Below are 14,044 nucleotides of genomic sequence, written 5' to 3' on the forward strand. Positions count from 1 at the left end.
CAATCCAGTTTTGAGTGAATAATCACTCAACTTAATAGCAACAACACCCAGTGTGGTGGCGATAGCGAGAAGGATACACCTGTTCCCATGCCGAACACAGAAGTTAAGCTTCTTAGCGCCGATTGTAGTGAAGGGTTTCCCTTTGTGAGAGTAGGACGTCGCCACGCTAGTTGTTATTCCGGCATAGCTCAGTTGGTAGTAGCGCATGACTGTTAATCATGATGTCGTAGGTTCGAGTCCTACTGCCGGAGTAAAAAAACGAAGACTGAATAAGTTTTCGTTTTTTTTTATTTTATTGTAAAATAAATTTTATTATTTGATAGAAACAACAAAAGATGAAATAATGATCTTAAGGAGTAAAATTGCTTATCTTAATCTAACAGTTTTGTCATGTTAATGATCTATTTTGTGGAATAATGGCTTTCATGAGCTATTTTTTGATATAATGTTTGTGATTAGATTAAATTACGACTTTAGATTGAGTGAGGATTCTTTAAGCTATGTTATAATATTTTTAAGAAGTTAGGAGGGGCAACGTGAAGGTTTTATTATATTTTGAAGGTGAGAAAATATTAGCCAAGTCTGGAATAGGACGAGCGTTAGACCACCAGAAGCGTGCACTCTCTGAAGTAGGTATAGAGTATACACTAGATGCTGATTGTACGGATTACGATATTTTACATATTAATACTTATGGAATAAATAGCCATAGTATGGTAAATAAAGCAAAAAAATTAGGGAAAAAGGTCATCTATCACGCCCACTCAACAGAGGAAGACTTCAGAAATTCATTTATCGGGTCCAATCAGGTCTCTCCTTTAGTTAAAAAATACTTAGTTAGTTTGTATTCTAAAGCAGACTATTTGATTACACCTACACCTTATTCTAAGGACTTATTAGAAGGGTATGGAATAACAGTTCCAATTGCTTCAATTTCAAATGGGATTGACTTGAAACGCTTTGAACGTTCTGAAGAAAAAGAACAAAAATTTAGAGAGTATTTTAAAATAGAAGAAAAACAAAAAGTAATTATTTGTGTAGGTCTTTATTTTGAAAGAAAAGGTATTATTGATTTTGTTGAACTTGCAAGAAGATTTCCTGATTATCGTTTTATCTGGTTTGGACATACGCCTATGTATTCGATCCCTCGGACCATTAGAACAATAGTTAAGGAAGATCATCCTGAAAATGTTTTATTCCCTGGTTACATTAAAGGAGATATCATTGAAGGTGCCTATTCAGCAGCAGATTTATTTTTCTTTCCTTCTTATGAGGAAACAGAAGGAATTGTCATATTAGAGGCTCTGGCTAGTAAACAACAAGTTTTGGTAAGGGACATTCCTGTATATAAAGGCTGGCTTGAAGATAAAGTAAACTGTTATATGGGAAAAACAAATGAAGAATTTTCTTATTTTATTGATGCACTTATTGAAGATAAAATACCGAATACACGCCAAGCAGGTTATGACGTTGCAAAACAAAAAAGTATTGAACGAATTGGTCATGAGTTAAAAAGTGTTTATGAAAAAGTTTTAGGTACTGCAGTAGTAGAACAAGCTGAATGCAAACATCAGGAAAATTAAAAATTAATGGAGGGGAACAAAGTGAAATTTGGTTTCTTTACAGATACATATTTTCCCCAAGTTAGTGGGGTTGCCACATCAATTAAAACACTTAAAGAAGAATTAGAACAAAAAGGACACGAAGTCTATATTTTTACGACGACTGATCCAAATGCAAAAGAATTTGAAGAAGATGTTATTCGGATGCCAAGTGTTCCGTTTGTATCTTTTAAAGATCGTCGGATCGTAGTACGTGGTATGTGGTATGCTTACTTGATTGCGAAAGAATTGGATTTAGATTTGATTCATACTCATACAGAATTTGGGGCTGGTTTGCTAGGAAAAATGGTTGGGAAAAAGCTTAAAATTCCTGTTATTCACACCTATCATACGATGTATGAAGATTATTTACATTATATCGCTAAGGGAAAAGTTGTACGTCCAACTCATGTAAAGTATTTTTCTCGTTTTTTTGCCAATCATACAACTGGTGTTGTTTGTCCAAGTGAAAGAGTTATTGATAAGTTAAAAGAATACGGTGTAACATCACCGATGAGGATTATTCCAACAGGAATCGACATTAAAAAGTTTGAAAGACCAGATATTACAGTTGAGATGAAAACAGCACTTCGAGAAGAGTTGGGATTGACTGAAGACAATATCATGTTATTGTCTTTGAGCCGTATTTCATATGAAAAAAATATTCAAGCAATAGTTAACGGTTTGCCTGCTATTTTTGAACGTTTTTCCAATGCACGTTTCGTGATTGTAGGAGATGGCCCATATGTTGATAAACTGCGCTGTTTAGGTGAAGAACTAGGATTAAGTGATAAGATTCAATTTGTTGGCGAGGTGCCAAATGATCAGGTTGCTATCTATTATAAAGCAGCTGATTACTTCGTCAGTGCGTCGACCTCAGAAACACAAGGACTGACCTATACTGAGGCGATGGCCTCAGGTGTTCCTTGTATAGTTGAAGGAAATGCCTATTTGAATAATTTATTTGATCATGAAAGCTTAGGTCGGACATTTAAAACAGATTTAGACTTTGCACCAACTTTTATTGACTATGTTGAGTCAGGAATCCAACCAGATGAAGCTGTTTTAAAGGGAAAACTTTATGAAATATCAGCAACTCGTTTTGGAAATGTAATGCTTGAATTTTATGAAGATATGATCAAATACTATGATCAATTGACTTTAGAGAAGGAAGCTGCGGCTTCAATCGAACGAATCAAAGTCAAATTTACATCTTTAAGAAAATAAATGTTAAAACTTCTAGTCTTGGTTTATACTAAGGTTAGAAGTTTTTTGATTAAAAACAATAGGGGGATTATGATAATGCCACAAATTGGATTTATTGGAACTGGAGTCATGGGTGCTGCAATTGTCAGAAATATGATGAAAAAAGGATTAAATGTAAACGTCTATAATCGAACTAAAAGCAAGACTGATGAGCTTGTAAAAGAAGGAGCATTTTGGCAAGATACTCCTGCTGATGTTGTCGCAAATAGTGATATTATATTTACAATGGTAGGCTTTCCAAAAGATGTTGAAACGATTTACTTCGATGAAAATGGCATCTTTTCAAAAGAGATTAAGAATAAGATAGTTGTTGATTTGACTACAAGCACACCAACATTGGCTACAAAGATAGCTGCAAGAGCAAATGAACTGGGTGGAGATGCATTAGACGCTCCTGTATCTGGAGGCGATCTAGGAGCTAAAAATGGGACACTGACCATTATGGTGGGCGGTGATAAAGAAGTCTATGATCAAGTCTTGCCTATTTTTGAGACATTTGGAAAAACTTTTACGTTACACGGAACTTCTGGAAAGGGTCAACATACTAAGATGGCTAATCAGATTATGATTGCAGGTACAATGACTGGAATGACTGAAATGATGGTGTATGCTAATAAAGCTGGTCTAGATTTAAATAAAGTCATTGAAACGCTATCTGGTGGAAGTGCAGCTAACTGGTCGTTAAGTAATTACAGCCCAAGAATTTTAAATGAAAACTATTCTCCTGGATTTTTTGTAAAGCATTTTATCAAAGATTTAAAGATTGCCTTAGATGAAGCTGAGAAATTGAATCTTGAGTTACCCGCTACTAAATTGGCTACAGAACTCTATGAAAAGCTTGCTAATAAAGGATTTGAGGATGATGGAACACAAGCCTTGATCAAGCTTTGGTGGCCAGATGGGAAACAACCATCTGTTAAAAATTAAAGAACAGCAAAAAAATTAAAAAAAATGACGAAAAATCATGCAAGAAAGACAATGTTTTGATACAATGGTACAGAACTAGTTTTTAAAGGGAGGCCCATTTATGAAACATTCACAACTTGTGGCGATTATCAAGCGACTTGAAGCAATGACTGAAGCAACAGACAATGAAATTCAAGTTCGTCGTTTTGAACGTGAAGGTGCAGAAAAATGTATCGTAACTTATGATAAATCAACTGAAACATTCGAATTAACTGAAACTGATTCTCAACAAAGTTATCAATTTGATAATATTGATATTGTTGCGATGGAAATTTATGATTTAATTCAATAATTAGAAAGTTTCAGTAAGTATTTAACAAAAATTAATGATAATAATCGAAAATCCTGTGGCGTACAATTTTGTACGCCACAGGATTTTTTTATTTATGAAGTTTTTAATTCAGCAAAAATCGCTTTAACGGTTGTTTTTCCTTTTATTCTAAACGCATTAGAACCAGTAAAATGATTATAATAGCTTGGTTGAATTCTTTAGCAAAACCATTGACCGTTTCTATAATTTTAATAATCTCTTCATTCATGTGGGCAATACTTTCTTCCAACTTTTCAGCTTTAAATCCTAAATATCTACCAGCTTTAGGTCCTTCGATTACAAAAAAGTCTGCTGTTTTTTTATAGCATTCATATTAGCTCTCATTGGTGAGTTTTCAAAAAAGTTCTTCCTGATAGCCGATTTTTGCAGTGGACAGAATAGCAATGCCACCTTTACGTCCGACAGCACCAGCTAATTTAGTCAAACTGAATTCCTCCTTGAACGATAGGAACTTATGCTACAAGTGTATCTAATACTAGGGGATTCAAAGACATTATTGTGTTCCGTTCTATTAAATAAATTAGAAATAGTTTGACATTCAAACTAAATGAAATGATAGTAAATTCAGAGAGAACTGCCAAATGTTTTTTAACTATAGTTAAATTGTCAAGATCTACTCTCTTTTTTTTTGGGTTAAGTGATTGATTTTCTTCATCCCATGATTAAGAAAAATTAAAAATTAAAGATTTTACTTGCAATCTTTTTTTATATGCGATATAGTTTGAACATCAAATGATTTGATAATCAAAGTATATGGATGGTGTACACAATGGAACCTAATTTAGAAACAGTCAATGATTATCTTGTCAGTGTTTTTAATGATATTTTGACAATTGAAGAATCTGAATTGAAAAAATCGCAATTCAATGACTTATCCATTACTGAGATGCACACAATTGAAGCAATTGGAATGTATAAGAAGAAAACATCTTCAGAAGTTGCTAAAGAATTGTCAATCACTGTAGGAACATTGACAGTAGCGATTAATAACCTTGTAAAAAAAGGCTATGTTGAGCGCTTACGAAGTGAAGATGATCGCCGAGTAGTCAAGTTAGGTTTGACCAAAAAAGGAAAATTACTTTTTCGTGTTCATCAGCATTTCCATAGAGAAATGGTCAAAAGAATTTTGAATGGAATGGATAAAGCAGAAGAAAAAGCTTTATTAAAAGCATTGAAAAATCTTCATGATTTCTTAAAGGAATATAAATAAAAAGTGAGGATCAAGATGAATCAATACGCGAAAATAACTTGTACGAGCCGTTATGTTCCTGAAAATGCTGTATCAAATGATCATCTTTCAATGATGATGGATACCTCAGATGAATGGATTTCTAGTCGAACAGGCATACGCTCAAGAAATATTACTACGAATGAAAATACTTCGGATTTATGTATTAAAGTAGCTGAAAAGCTATTGGAAAAATCTGGTAGAAAAGCAGAAGATTTAGATTTTATTCTTGTCGCAACAATGACACCAGATTATGGTACACCTTCTGTAGCTTGTCTTGTTCAAGGAAGTATTTCGGCCACACATGCTTTTGCTTTTGACGTCAGTGCAGCGTGTACAGGTTTTGTTTATGCATTAAGTGTGGGAGAAAAATTAATTCGTACTGGTCATAAATTAGGAATGATCATTGGTGGAGAGACATTATCAAAAGTTCTGGATTGGAACGACCGTAGTACAGCTGTATTATTTGGAGATGGCGCGGCCGGTGTACTCATTGAAGCTAGTGATGAAGAACATTTCCTCAAAGAAAAACTTCAATCTGATGGAAAAAGAGGAAAGTCACTGACTTCCGGCTATGTAGAGAATAAAAGTCCTTTTTATTCTGGAGGATCTGAAGGCTCAGCATATTTACAAATGACGGGTAGAGATATCTATGATTTTTCATTAAACGATGTGACCAGAAATATTCAGGAAATTGTTGAAGACGATGTTGATTATTTATTGTTGCATCAAGCCAACAAACGCATCATTGAGAAAATATCAAAAAAACTCAAAGTTCCAAGAGAAAAATTTCTCACAAATATGGAACATAATGGTAATACATCTGGTGCAAGTATTCCGTTGTTATTAGATGAGTCAATAGAAAAGGGAGTGCTTCAATTAGGCTCCAAACAAAAAATTGTGTTAACAGGCTACGGCGGCGGTTTAACGTGGGGATCAATCCTCTTAACGCTGTAAAACCTGTAACTATATAAACTAAAAAAAGAAAATTATTGGAGGAATATACACATGGTATTCGAAAAAATTCAAGCAATTATTGTAGAAGAATTAGGTAAAGAACCTGAGGAAGTAAAATTAACAACAAACATTCAAGAAGAATTAGATGCGGATAGCTTAGACTTATTCCAAATCATTAATGAAATCGAAGATGCATTTGATATTAAAATTGAATCTGAAGATGGTATCACTACTGTTCAAGATTTGGTAACATATGTAGAAAAACAAAAAGCGTAATAATTAAAGCGATTAGGTAAAATAAAAAGTTGGATGAGCAAGTCTTTATGTGATTCTCAACAATTGCTGAAAAGCCTTGCTTTTTTCACACCGCTCGTTGGAATTAAAAAAGCTGGTACTAAACTTATAGGGTTTTGTTCCAGCTCTTTTTTGATTAATGATTCTAGGATTTTAAGGATGTAATTTATGCAATCAAAGATATGTGAGCTGATCGAAATTGAATACCCCATTTTTCAAGGGGGCATGGCGTGGATTGCAGACGCTTCTTTAGCGGGTGCTGTTTCTGAAGCTGGAGGTTTAGGCATCATTGCTGGAGGTAATGCGCCAAAAGAAGTTGTTCAAGCTGAGATTAAGAAAATCAAAAAAATAACAGATAAACCATTTGGCGTCAACATTATGTTGTTATCGCCATTTGCACAAGATATTGTGGATTTAGTTTGTGAAGAGAACGTACCAGTAGTTACTACAGGAGCGGGGAATCCTAGCAAATATATGGCTCGTTTTAAAGAACATAAAATTAAAGTAATTCCAGTGATTCCTTCTGTTGCATTAGGTGTTCGAATGGAGAAAATTGGAGCAGATGCAGTGATAGTTGAAGGGATGGAAGCTGGAGGACATATAGGTAAACTGACGACAATGAGTATTGTACCGCAAGTTGTAGATGCGTTGACTATTCCAGTTATTGCCGCAGGTGGGATTGGTGATGGTCGCGGAATGGCAGCTGCACTAATGTTAGGCGCAGATGCAGTTCAAGTTGGTACGCGTTTTTTAGTCGCAAAAGAGTGTACAGTACATGAAAATTATAAGGCAAGGATCATTAAAGCCAGAGATGTCGATACAACTGTTACTTGCCAACATTTTGGGCATCCTGTGAGAGCAATCAAAAATAAGTTAACCAATGAATATGATCGCTTAGAAAAAATAGAACTAAGAAAAGCCAATCCAGATCTCGTGCAATTTGATGAATTAGGTCAAGGGGCATTGCGTAAAGCAGTTGTAGATGGAGATGTGAATCATGGATCGATTATGGCCGGACAAATTGCAGGTCTTGTAACAAAAGAAGAAACTGCAAAAGAAATTATTGAATCTTATATTAGTGAAACAAAGAAAGTTATGGCCGCTGAATGCAGTCGCTGGCTGTAAGAACGATTAAATTTATCTAGCATTTAATGTAAGGGAGTAAAGTAATGAAGACAGCTTTTTTATTTAGTGGGCAAGGTGCTCAGTATATTGGAATGGGTAAAGAATTATTTGATCAAGAGATGATTGTTCGCGAAACATTTCAAGAAGCAAGCGATGCTCTAGGTTATGATATGGCAGAGCTTTGTTTTACTGAAAATGACAAGTTAAACGAAACAATGTACACACAACCCGCGATTTTAACAGTTAGTGTTGCTTTTTATCGTCTTTTGAATGCTAAAGGATATCAGCCGGATATTGTCGCCGGATTAAGTCTTGGAGAATACAGTGCCCTTGTTGCTAGTGGTGCGATTCCATTTAAAGAGGCTGTTCAACTAGTAGCTAAAAGAGGTAAATTCATGGCTGAGGCTGCGCCATCTGGAACAGGGAAGATGGTTGCAGTAATGAATGCAGATCGTTCATTGATTGAAGAATGCTGTCAAAAGGCAAGTTCTTTTGGAATCGTGTCCCCTGCAAACTATAATACGCCTCAACAAATCGTGATTGGTGGCGAAACACCTGCTGTTGATAAAGCTGTCGAGTTATTAACAGAAGCTGGTGTGAAGCGGACGGTCACGCTAAAAGTCAGTGGTCCGTTTCATACAGCACTGTTAAAACCAGCTTCTGAAAGATTAGCAGCTGAACTGAAAAAAATAAACTTTGCAGAAATGACGATTCCTGTGATAAGTAATACTACAGCACAAGTAATGGAGCAAACAGAGATCAAAGAGTTATTAGAAAAACAAGTCATGTCTGCTGTTCGTTTTGCTGATAGTATCGAAACAATTAAAAAAATGAATGTTGATGTAATTATAGAAGTTGGACCAGGTAAAACATTGACTGGTTTTATCAAGAAAATCGATAAAGAAATCAACACAGCTCGTGTCGAAGATGAAAAAACATTGTCTGAAGCGCAAGCACTGTTGGACGGGAGGTAACGAATGGATTTAAAAGGAAAGAACGTTTTTGTTACAGGGAGTACGCGTGGCATTGGTAAAGCTGTTGCTTTAGCTTTTGCAAAAGAAGGCGCCAATATTGCCCTAAATGGACGTGGAGAAATCAGCACTGATTTAATTGCAGAAATAGAATCTTTTGGCGTTAAATGTATCGGTGTTTCTGGAGATATTGCTAATTTTGAGTCTGCTGGAGAAATGATTCAAGCTATTGTTGATGGCTTAGGCTCGATTGATATTTTAGTGAATAACGCAGGGATTACTAATGATAAACTATTATTGAGAATGTCTGAAGAAGACTTTACTCACTGTATTCAAATTAACTTAACGGGAACATTCAATATGACACAACATGCAATCAAAAAGATGATGAAACAGCGTAGTGGAAGTATTATCAACATGTCTAGTGTTGTCGGTCTGATGGGGAATATCGGTCAGGCTAATTATGCTGCAAGTAAAGCTGGGGTCATCGGTTTAACAAAATCTGTAGCCAGAGAAGTTGCTGCACGTGGAATTACATGTAACGCTATTGCGCCAGGTTTTATTGAAACAGAAATGACAGAAGTGTTATCTGATAAAGTCAAAGAACAAATGAATCAACAAATTCCATTGCAATCTTTTGGTCAAGTGGAAGATGTTGCGAATACAGCTATCTTTTTAGCAAAAAGCCCGTATATTACAGGACAAGTCTTGAATGTAGATGGCGGTTTAGTCATGCACGGCTAATGAATAAGCATGAAAGGAGCGGTTGAATGAATCGCGTAGTTATTACAGGTTATGGTGTAGCATCTCCAATTGGGAATGATGCAGAAACCTTTTTAGAAAGTTTACAAACAGGGAAAAACGGGATTGGTCCAATTACAAAGTTTGATGCAGCTGAGACGGGTATTACATTAGCGGCAGAAGTAAAGGATTTTCCTTTTGATAAGTATTTTGCCAAAAAAGATGCTAAACGAATGGATATGTTTTCTCTCTTTGGTATTTATGCAGCATTAGAAGCAATGGAAATGAGTAAATTGGATATAGATGAAATAGATGTTGATCGTTTTGGTGTTATGGTAGGTTCTGGAATCGGTGGACTTCAAACCATACAAGATCAGGTGACCCGAATGCGTGAAAAAGGACCTAAAAGAGTGGCACCTTTATTTATACCAATGGCCATTGGAAATATGGCTGCAGGCAATATCGCTTTACGTGTAGGAGCAAGAGGAACATGTACCGCAACTGTCACCGCTTGTGCTACAGCGAATAACTCAATTGGTGAGGCTTTTAGAAATATTAAACATGGGTATTCAGATGTAATACTAGCAGGAGGAACCGAAGCCTCAATTACTGAAATAGGCATTGCAGGTTTTGCATCATTAACAGCCGTTACCTCAGAAGAAAATCCAAATAGAGGGTCGATTCCTTTTGATAAAGACCGCAGTGGTTTTGTGATGGGAGAAGGAGCGGGGATATTAGTTCTCGAGTCTTTGGAACATGCACAAAATAGAGGCGCCAAAATCTTGGGTGAAATTGTTGGATATGGTTCAAATTGTGATGCATATCATATGACATCACCTAGACCTGATGGAAGTGGAGCTGCTAAAGCTATGAGACTGGCAATTGATGAAGCGACAATCGAAGCTTCTAAAATAGGTTACATCAATGCCCACGGCACAAGTACACCATCAAATGATGTTGCAGAAACCAAAGCCATTCAAACGGCATTGGGTGAAGCTTCTAAAAATGTTCGTGTCAGCAGTACTAAAAGTATGACAGGACATGCATTAGGTGCAACCGGTGGTATTGAAGCAATTGCTACTTTGAATGCTTTACAACATCAATTTATTCCACCAACGATCAATATTGAGCAAGTGGATGAAGCCATCGAAATCGATATTGTCACCAATGAAAGTCAAAAACATACATTTGATTATGCTTTAACAAATTCTTTTGGCTTTGGTGGTCATAATGCAGTACTTTGTTTAAAACGTTGGGAGGATTAAGATGAATATCAATGAAGTAAAAGAGTTATTATCACAATTTGATCAATCAACACTAACAGAATTTGACCTTAAAGAAGGTTCTTTTGGTCTTTATATGAATAAAAATAAAGTGGCACTAAAATCGTCAAATGAAGTAAAACAAGCAGCTGACAGCAACATAGTAAGCCAAGGAACAGCAGAAGTTTCTAGTCAAACAGTAGAAGTGAAAGAAACTGTAAATGAGACTGTAAAAAATGAAACAAAACCGGAAAACACAGAAGAAGTCATTTCTCCAATTGTCGGGATTGTGTACTTAAAACCTGCTCCAGATAAAGAAAACTTTAAGCAAGTAGGAGATTCAGTGAAAAAAGGTGAGGTCATTTGTATTGTAGAAGCGATGAAGCTTATGAATGAAATCACGTCCACTGTAGATGGTGTAATCAGTGAAGTGTTGGTACAAAATGAGGATGTTGTTGAATTTAATCAACCGCTATTCCGTGTAGCGACTTCTTAGAATTAAATTTACTGCAGAAATAATATCAAGACAAATAAAGAATCAACGAACACTTCATTCGTTGTACTGTTTAACATCAGCTCATAAAAAATATCCGCTGTATTTCACAGCAAAGGAGTGTAGCTATGAACATTCAAGAAATCAAAGAAATTATTCCCCATCGTTATCCTTTTTTACTGTTAGACACAGTTGAAGAAATCGTCGTGGGTGAAAAAGTTATTGCCAAAAAAAATGTTACGATCAATGAACCTTTTTTTCAAGGGCATTTTCCAGGAGAGCCTGTTATGCCGGGGGTTTTGATTCTTGAAGCGTTAGCTCAAGCAGGCGCGGTAGCATTGCTGTCTATGCCAGATTTTAAGGGTAAAACAGCTTATTTTGGTGGTATCGATAAAGCTAAATTTAGACAAAAAGTTGTTCCAGGTGATACTTTGATGTTAGAAGTAGAAATTATGAAAGTAAAATCAATAGCCGGTATTGGCAAAGGAACTGCGACTGTGAACGGGAAAAAAGTAGCGGAAGCAGAATTGACCTTTATGATTGGATAGGTGAGCTATGTTTTCAAAAGTTTTAATTGCAAATAGAGGAGAAATCGCAGTTCGGATCATTCGTGCATGTCGTGAATTAGGCGTGCAGACTGTTGCCGTATACTCTGAAGCGGATAAAGAAGCGTTACACACACAACTTGCAGATGAAGCGATTTGCATAGGTCCTGCGAAAGCGGCAGACTCTTATTTAAATGTTCAAAGTGTTTTAAGTGCGGCTATCGTAACGAACGCAGAAGCGATTCACCCTGGTTTTGGTTTCTTATCAGAAAACAGCCAATTTGCGGCAATGTGTGAAGAATGCAATATTACTTTTATCGGTCCAAAAGCAGCAACGATTGATGCAATGGGCAATAAAATCAATGCACGTGAATTGATGCAAAAAGCCAAAGTTCCAGTTATTCCTGGAAGCACTGGTGTGATCAGTTCTGTTGAGGAAGCTTTAAAAATTGCTGATGATATAGGTTATCCTGTTATGCTGAAAGCAGCAGCTGGCGGCGGTGGTAAGGGAATTCGTAAAGTGATGAGTAAAGAAGAACTACCTCAGCACTTTACTTCTGCTCAACAAGAAGCAAAAGCAGCTTTTGGTAATGATGATATGTACTTGGAAAAAATTATTTATCCAGCACGTCATATCGAAGTACAAATTTTAGGTGATCAGTATGGGCATGTGATTCATTTGGGCGAAAGAGATTGCTCTTTACAAAGAAATAATCAAAAAGTTCTTGAAGAATCACCATCGATCGCAATCTCACCTGAAAAACGTCAATTATTAGGTGAAACGGCTGTGCGTGCAGCAAAAGCTGTTCATTATGAAAATGCTGGAACAATCGAATTTTTGATGGATAAATCTGGTGAATTTTATTTTATGGAAATGAATACTCGAATTCAAGTTGAACATCCTGTTACTGAAATGGTGACAGGGATCGATCTTGTCAAAGCACAGTTACAAGTGGCTTCTGGTGAAGAATTAGCGTATACACAAGAAGATATCATGATTTCAGGTCATGCGATTGAATGTCGGATCAATGCTGAAAATCCTGCCTTTAATTTTGCGCCTTCTCCTGGGAAAATCAAGAATTTGTTGCTTCCAAGTGGCGGAATGGGATTAAGAGTTGATAGTGCGATGTATTCAGGCTATACGATTCCGCCTTACTATGATTCAATGATCGCTAAAGTGATTGTACATGGAAATGACCGGATGGATGCGCTGATGAAGATGCAGCGGGCGTTACATGAGATCGTAACAGAGGGGATCATCACGAATGCAGAATTTCAGCTAGATCTTATTACACATGAAAATGTATTAGCTGGTGAGTATGATACGAGTTTTTTACAAGAAACATTTTTACCAAATTGGGAACCAGAAAGCGATAATTAAAAAGGAGCAGGTGTATGGCTTTATTTAAAAAGAAAAACTACATTCGAATCAATCCAAATCGCCCGGGCGACCAATCTTCTGTAAAAAAACCTGCAGTTCCAGATAACATGTGGGCTAAATGCCCTTGTTGCAAACGTACGTTATACACAAAAGATATGGGGGCAGAAAAAGTCTGCCCTTATTGCGGTTATAGCTTTAGAATCGGTGCTTGGGAACGTCTTGCATTGACGGTAGATGAGAAGAGTTTTGAAGAATGGGATACAGATTTAGTCACTAAAGATCCGTTGGATTTTCCTGATTATTTGGATAAAATTGCTATTATGCAGGAAAAGACAGAATTACATGAAGCAGTATTGACGGGGAAAGCTAAAATTGACGGCCAAGAAATCGGTATTGGTGTGATGGACGCCAATTTTATTATGGGAAGTATGGGAACTGTTGTAGGTGAGAAAATCACTCGTTTATTTGAACGAGCAACAGAACAGCGCTTGCCGGTGATCATTTTTACAGCTTCAGGTGGAGCACGAATGCAGGAAGGGATTTTTTCTCTGATGCAAATGGCAAAAATCTCTGGTGCACTTAAACGACATAGTAATGCAGGTTTACTGTATATTACTGTATTGACGGATCCAACAACTGGCGGTGTCACGGCTAGTTTTGCGATGGATGGCGACGTTATTTTAGCTGAACCTCAAAGTTTGATTGGGTTTGCAGGTCGTCGAGTGATCGAACAAACGATTCGTCAAGAGCTACCAGATGATTTCCAAAAAGCTGAATTTTTATTGGATCATGGATTTGTTGATAAAATTGTTCCTAGAAATCAGTTGCAGGAAGTACTTAGTAGATTAGTCAAGATTCATACGATGAAAGGGTGGAAATAGCG

General features: G+C 36.4%; 15 protein-coding genes, 1 tRNA gene and 1 rRNA gene. All 17 read left to right on the forward strand.

Going from position 1 to position 14,044, the window contains the following annotated elements; genetic code table 11:
* Positions 1-51: 51 nt before the first annotated feature.
* Positions 52-167: ribosomal RNA gene (gene rrf / locus AC4BB7_RS04175) — 5S ribosomal RNA — on the forward strand.
* 10 nt (positions 168-177) lie between these two features.
* Positions 178-251, forward strand: a tRNA-Asn gene (locus tag AC4BB7_RS04180).
* A gap of 285 nt (positions 252-536) precedes the next feature.
* Positions 537-1,583: a cell wall glycolipid biosynthesis glucosyltransferase BgsA gene (bgsA, locus tag AC4BB7_RS04185; RefSeq protein WP_086311959.1), complete on the forward strand. Its 1,047-nt coding sequence runs from the start codon at positions 537-539 to the stop codon at positions 1,581-1,583.
* Positions 1,584-1,604: 21 nt separating this feature from the next.
* On the forward strand, positions 1,605-2,828 hold the full coding sequence (locus AC4BB7_RS04190) for a glycosyltransferase family 4 protein (RefSeq protein WP_490484523.1): 1,224 nt from the start codon (positions 1,605-1,607) through the stop codon (positions 2,826-2,828).
* Between the two features lie 75 nt (positions 2,829-2,903).
* Positions 2,904-3,794: an NAD(P)-dependent oxidoreductase gene (locus AC4BB7_RS04195; RefSeq protein ID WP_490484524.1), complete on the forward strand. Its 891-nt coding sequence runs from the start codon at positions 2,904-2,906 to the stop codon at positions 3,792-3,794.
* Positions 3,795-3,894: 100 nt separating this feature from the next.
* Positions 3,895-4,125 (forward strand): YkuJ family protein, encoded by a 231-nt coding sequence (locus AC4BB7_RS04200; RefSeq protein WP_010760442.1) that lies wholly within the window; start codon positions 3,895-3,897, stop codon positions 4,123-4,125.
* 808 nt (positions 4,126-4,933) lie between these two features.
* Positions 4,934-5,374 carry a fatty acid biosynthesis transcriptional regulator FabT gene (gene fabT / locus AC4BB7_RS04205; RefSeq protein ID WP_170922906.1) on the forward strand — a complete coding sequence of 147 codons (441 nt, stop codon included), beginning with the start codon at positions 4,934-4,936 and terminating at the stop codon, positions 5,372-5,374.
* Positions 5,375-5,389: 15 nt separating this feature from the next.
* On the forward strand, positions 5,390-6,349 hold the full coding sequence (locus AC4BB7_RS04210) for a beta-ketoacyl-ACP synthase III (RefSeq protein WP_490484525.1): 960 nt from the start codon (positions 5,390-5,392) through the stop codon (positions 6,347-6,349).
* Positions 6,350-6,400: 51 nt separating this feature from the next.
* Positions 6,401-6,625 (forward strand): acyl carrier protein, encoded by a 225-nt coding sequence (locus AC4BB7_RS04215; RefSeq protein WP_010760445.1) that lies wholly within the window; start codon positions 6,401-6,403, stop codon positions 6,623-6,625.
* A gap of 186 nt (positions 6,626-6,811) precedes the next feature.
* Positions 6,812-7,768 (forward strand): enoyl-[acyl-carrier-protein] reductase FabK, encoded by a 957-nt coding sequence (fabK, locus tag AC4BB7_RS04220; RefSeq protein ID WP_086311965.1) that lies wholly within the window; start codon positions 6,812-6,814, stop codon positions 7,766-7,768.
* A 44-nt stretch (positions 7,769-7,812) separates the two neighbouring features.
* Complete coding sequence (gene fabD / locus AC4BB7_RS04225) at positions 7,813-8,742, forward strand: ACP S-malonyltransferase (RefSeq protein WP_490484526.1); 930 nt, start codon at positions 7,813-7,815, stop codon at positions 8,740-8,742.
* Positions 8,743-8,745: 3 nt separating this feature from the next.
* The gene (gene fabG, locus AC4BB7_RS04230) at positions 8,746-9,483 is read left to right on the forward strand and encodes a 3-oxoacyl-[acyl-carrier-protein] reductase (protein WP_490484527.1); all 738 of its coding nucleotides are present in this window, start codon (positions 8,746-8,748) and stop codon (positions 9,481-9,483) included.
* 26 nt (positions 9,484-9,509) lie between these two features.
* Entirely contained in the window at positions 9,510-10,745 is a 1,236-nt protein-coding gene (gene fabF, locus AC4BB7_RS04235) for a beta-ketoacyl-ACP synthase II (RefSeq protein WP_490484528.1), read from the forward strand.
* A 1-nt stretch (position 10,746) separates the two neighbouring features.
* On the forward strand, positions 10,747-11,238 hold the full coding sequence (accB, locus tag AC4BB7_RS04240) for an acetyl-CoA carboxylase biotin carboxyl carrier protein (protein WP_086311969.1): 492 nt from the start codon (positions 10,747-10,749) through the stop codon (positions 11,236-11,238).
* A gap of 125 nt (positions 11,239-11,363) precedes the next feature.
* The gene (fabZ, locus tag AC4BB7_RS04245) at positions 11,364-11,783 is read left to right on the forward strand and encodes a 3-hydroxyacyl-ACP dehydratase FabZ (RefSeq protein ID WP_010760451.1); all 420 of its coding nucleotides are present in this window, start codon (positions 11,364-11,366) and stop codon (positions 11,781-11,783) included.
* 7 nt (positions 11,784-11,790) lie between these two features.
* Positions 11,791-13,161 carry an acetyl-CoA carboxylase biotin carboxylase subunit gene (locus AC4BB7_RS04250; protein ID WP_086311970.1) on the forward strand — a complete coding sequence of 457 codons (1,371 nt, stop codon included), beginning with the start codon at positions 11,791-11,793 and terminating at the stop codon, positions 13,159-13,161.
* 14 nt (positions 13,162-13,175) lie between these two features.
* Positions 13,176-14,042: an acetyl-CoA carboxylase, carboxyltransferase subunit beta gene (gene accD, locus AC4BB7_RS04255; RefSeq protein WP_086311971.1), complete on the forward strand. Its 867-nt coding sequence runs from the start codon at positions 13,176-13,178 to the stop codon at positions 14,040-14,042.
* Positions 14,043-14,044: the final 2 nt, after the last annotated feature.

Source organism: Enterococcus sp. AAFC-DPL-5182, assembly GCF_058216605.1.

Excerpts from the sequence above, each read along its gene's own strand:
- AC4BB7_RS04195 (WP_490484524.1), top strand. The coding sequence starts at position 2,904 with ATGCCACAAATTGGATTTATTGGAACTGGAGTCATGGGTGCTGCAATT.
- AC4BB7_RS04200 (WP_010760442.1), top strand. The coding sequence starts at position 3,895 with ATGAAACATTCACAACTTGTGGCGATTATCAAGCGACTTGAAGCAATG.
- fabT (WP_170922906.1), top strand. The coding sequence starts at position 4,934 with ATGGAACCTAATTTAGAAACAGTCAATGATTATCTTGTCAGTGTTTTT.
- AC4BB7_RS04210 (WP_490484525.1), top strand. The coding sequence starts at position 5,390 with ATGAATCAATACGCGAAAATAACTTGTACGAGCCGTTATGTTCCTGAA.
- AC4BB7_RS04215 (WP_010760445.1), top strand. The coding sequence starts at position 6,401 with ATGGTATTCGAAAAAATTCAAGCAATTATTGTAGAAGAATTAGGTAAA.
- fabK (WP_086311965.1), top strand. The coding sequence starts at position 6,812 with ATGCAATCAAAGATATGTGAGCTGATCGAAATTGAATACCCCATTTTT.
- fabD (WP_490484526.1), top strand. The coding sequence starts at position 7,813 with ATGAAGACAGCTTTTTTATTTAGTGGGCAAGGTGCTCAGTATATTGGA.
- fabG (WP_490484527.1), top strand. The coding sequence starts at position 8,746 with ATGGATTTAAAAGGAAAGAACGTTTTTGTTACAGGGAGTACGCGTGGC.
- fabF (WP_490484528.1), top strand. The coding sequence starts at position 9,510 with ATGAATCGCGTAGTTATTACAGGTTATGGTGTAGCATCTCCAATTGGG.
- accB (WP_086311969.1), top strand. The coding sequence starts at position 10,747 with ATGAATATCAATGAAGTAAAAGAGTTATTATCACAATTTGATCAATCA.
- fabZ (WP_010760451.1), top strand. The coding sequence starts at position 11,364 with ATGAACATTCAAGAAATCAAAGAAATTATTCCCCATCGTTATCCTTTT.
- AC4BB7_RS04250 (WP_086311970.1), top strand. The coding sequence starts at position 11,791 with ATGTTTTCAAAAGTTTTAATTGCAAATAGAGGAGAAATCGCAGTTCGG.
- accD (WP_086311971.1), top strand. The coding sequence starts at position 13,176 with ATGGCTTTATTTAAAAAGAAAAACTACATTCGAATCAATCCAAATCGC.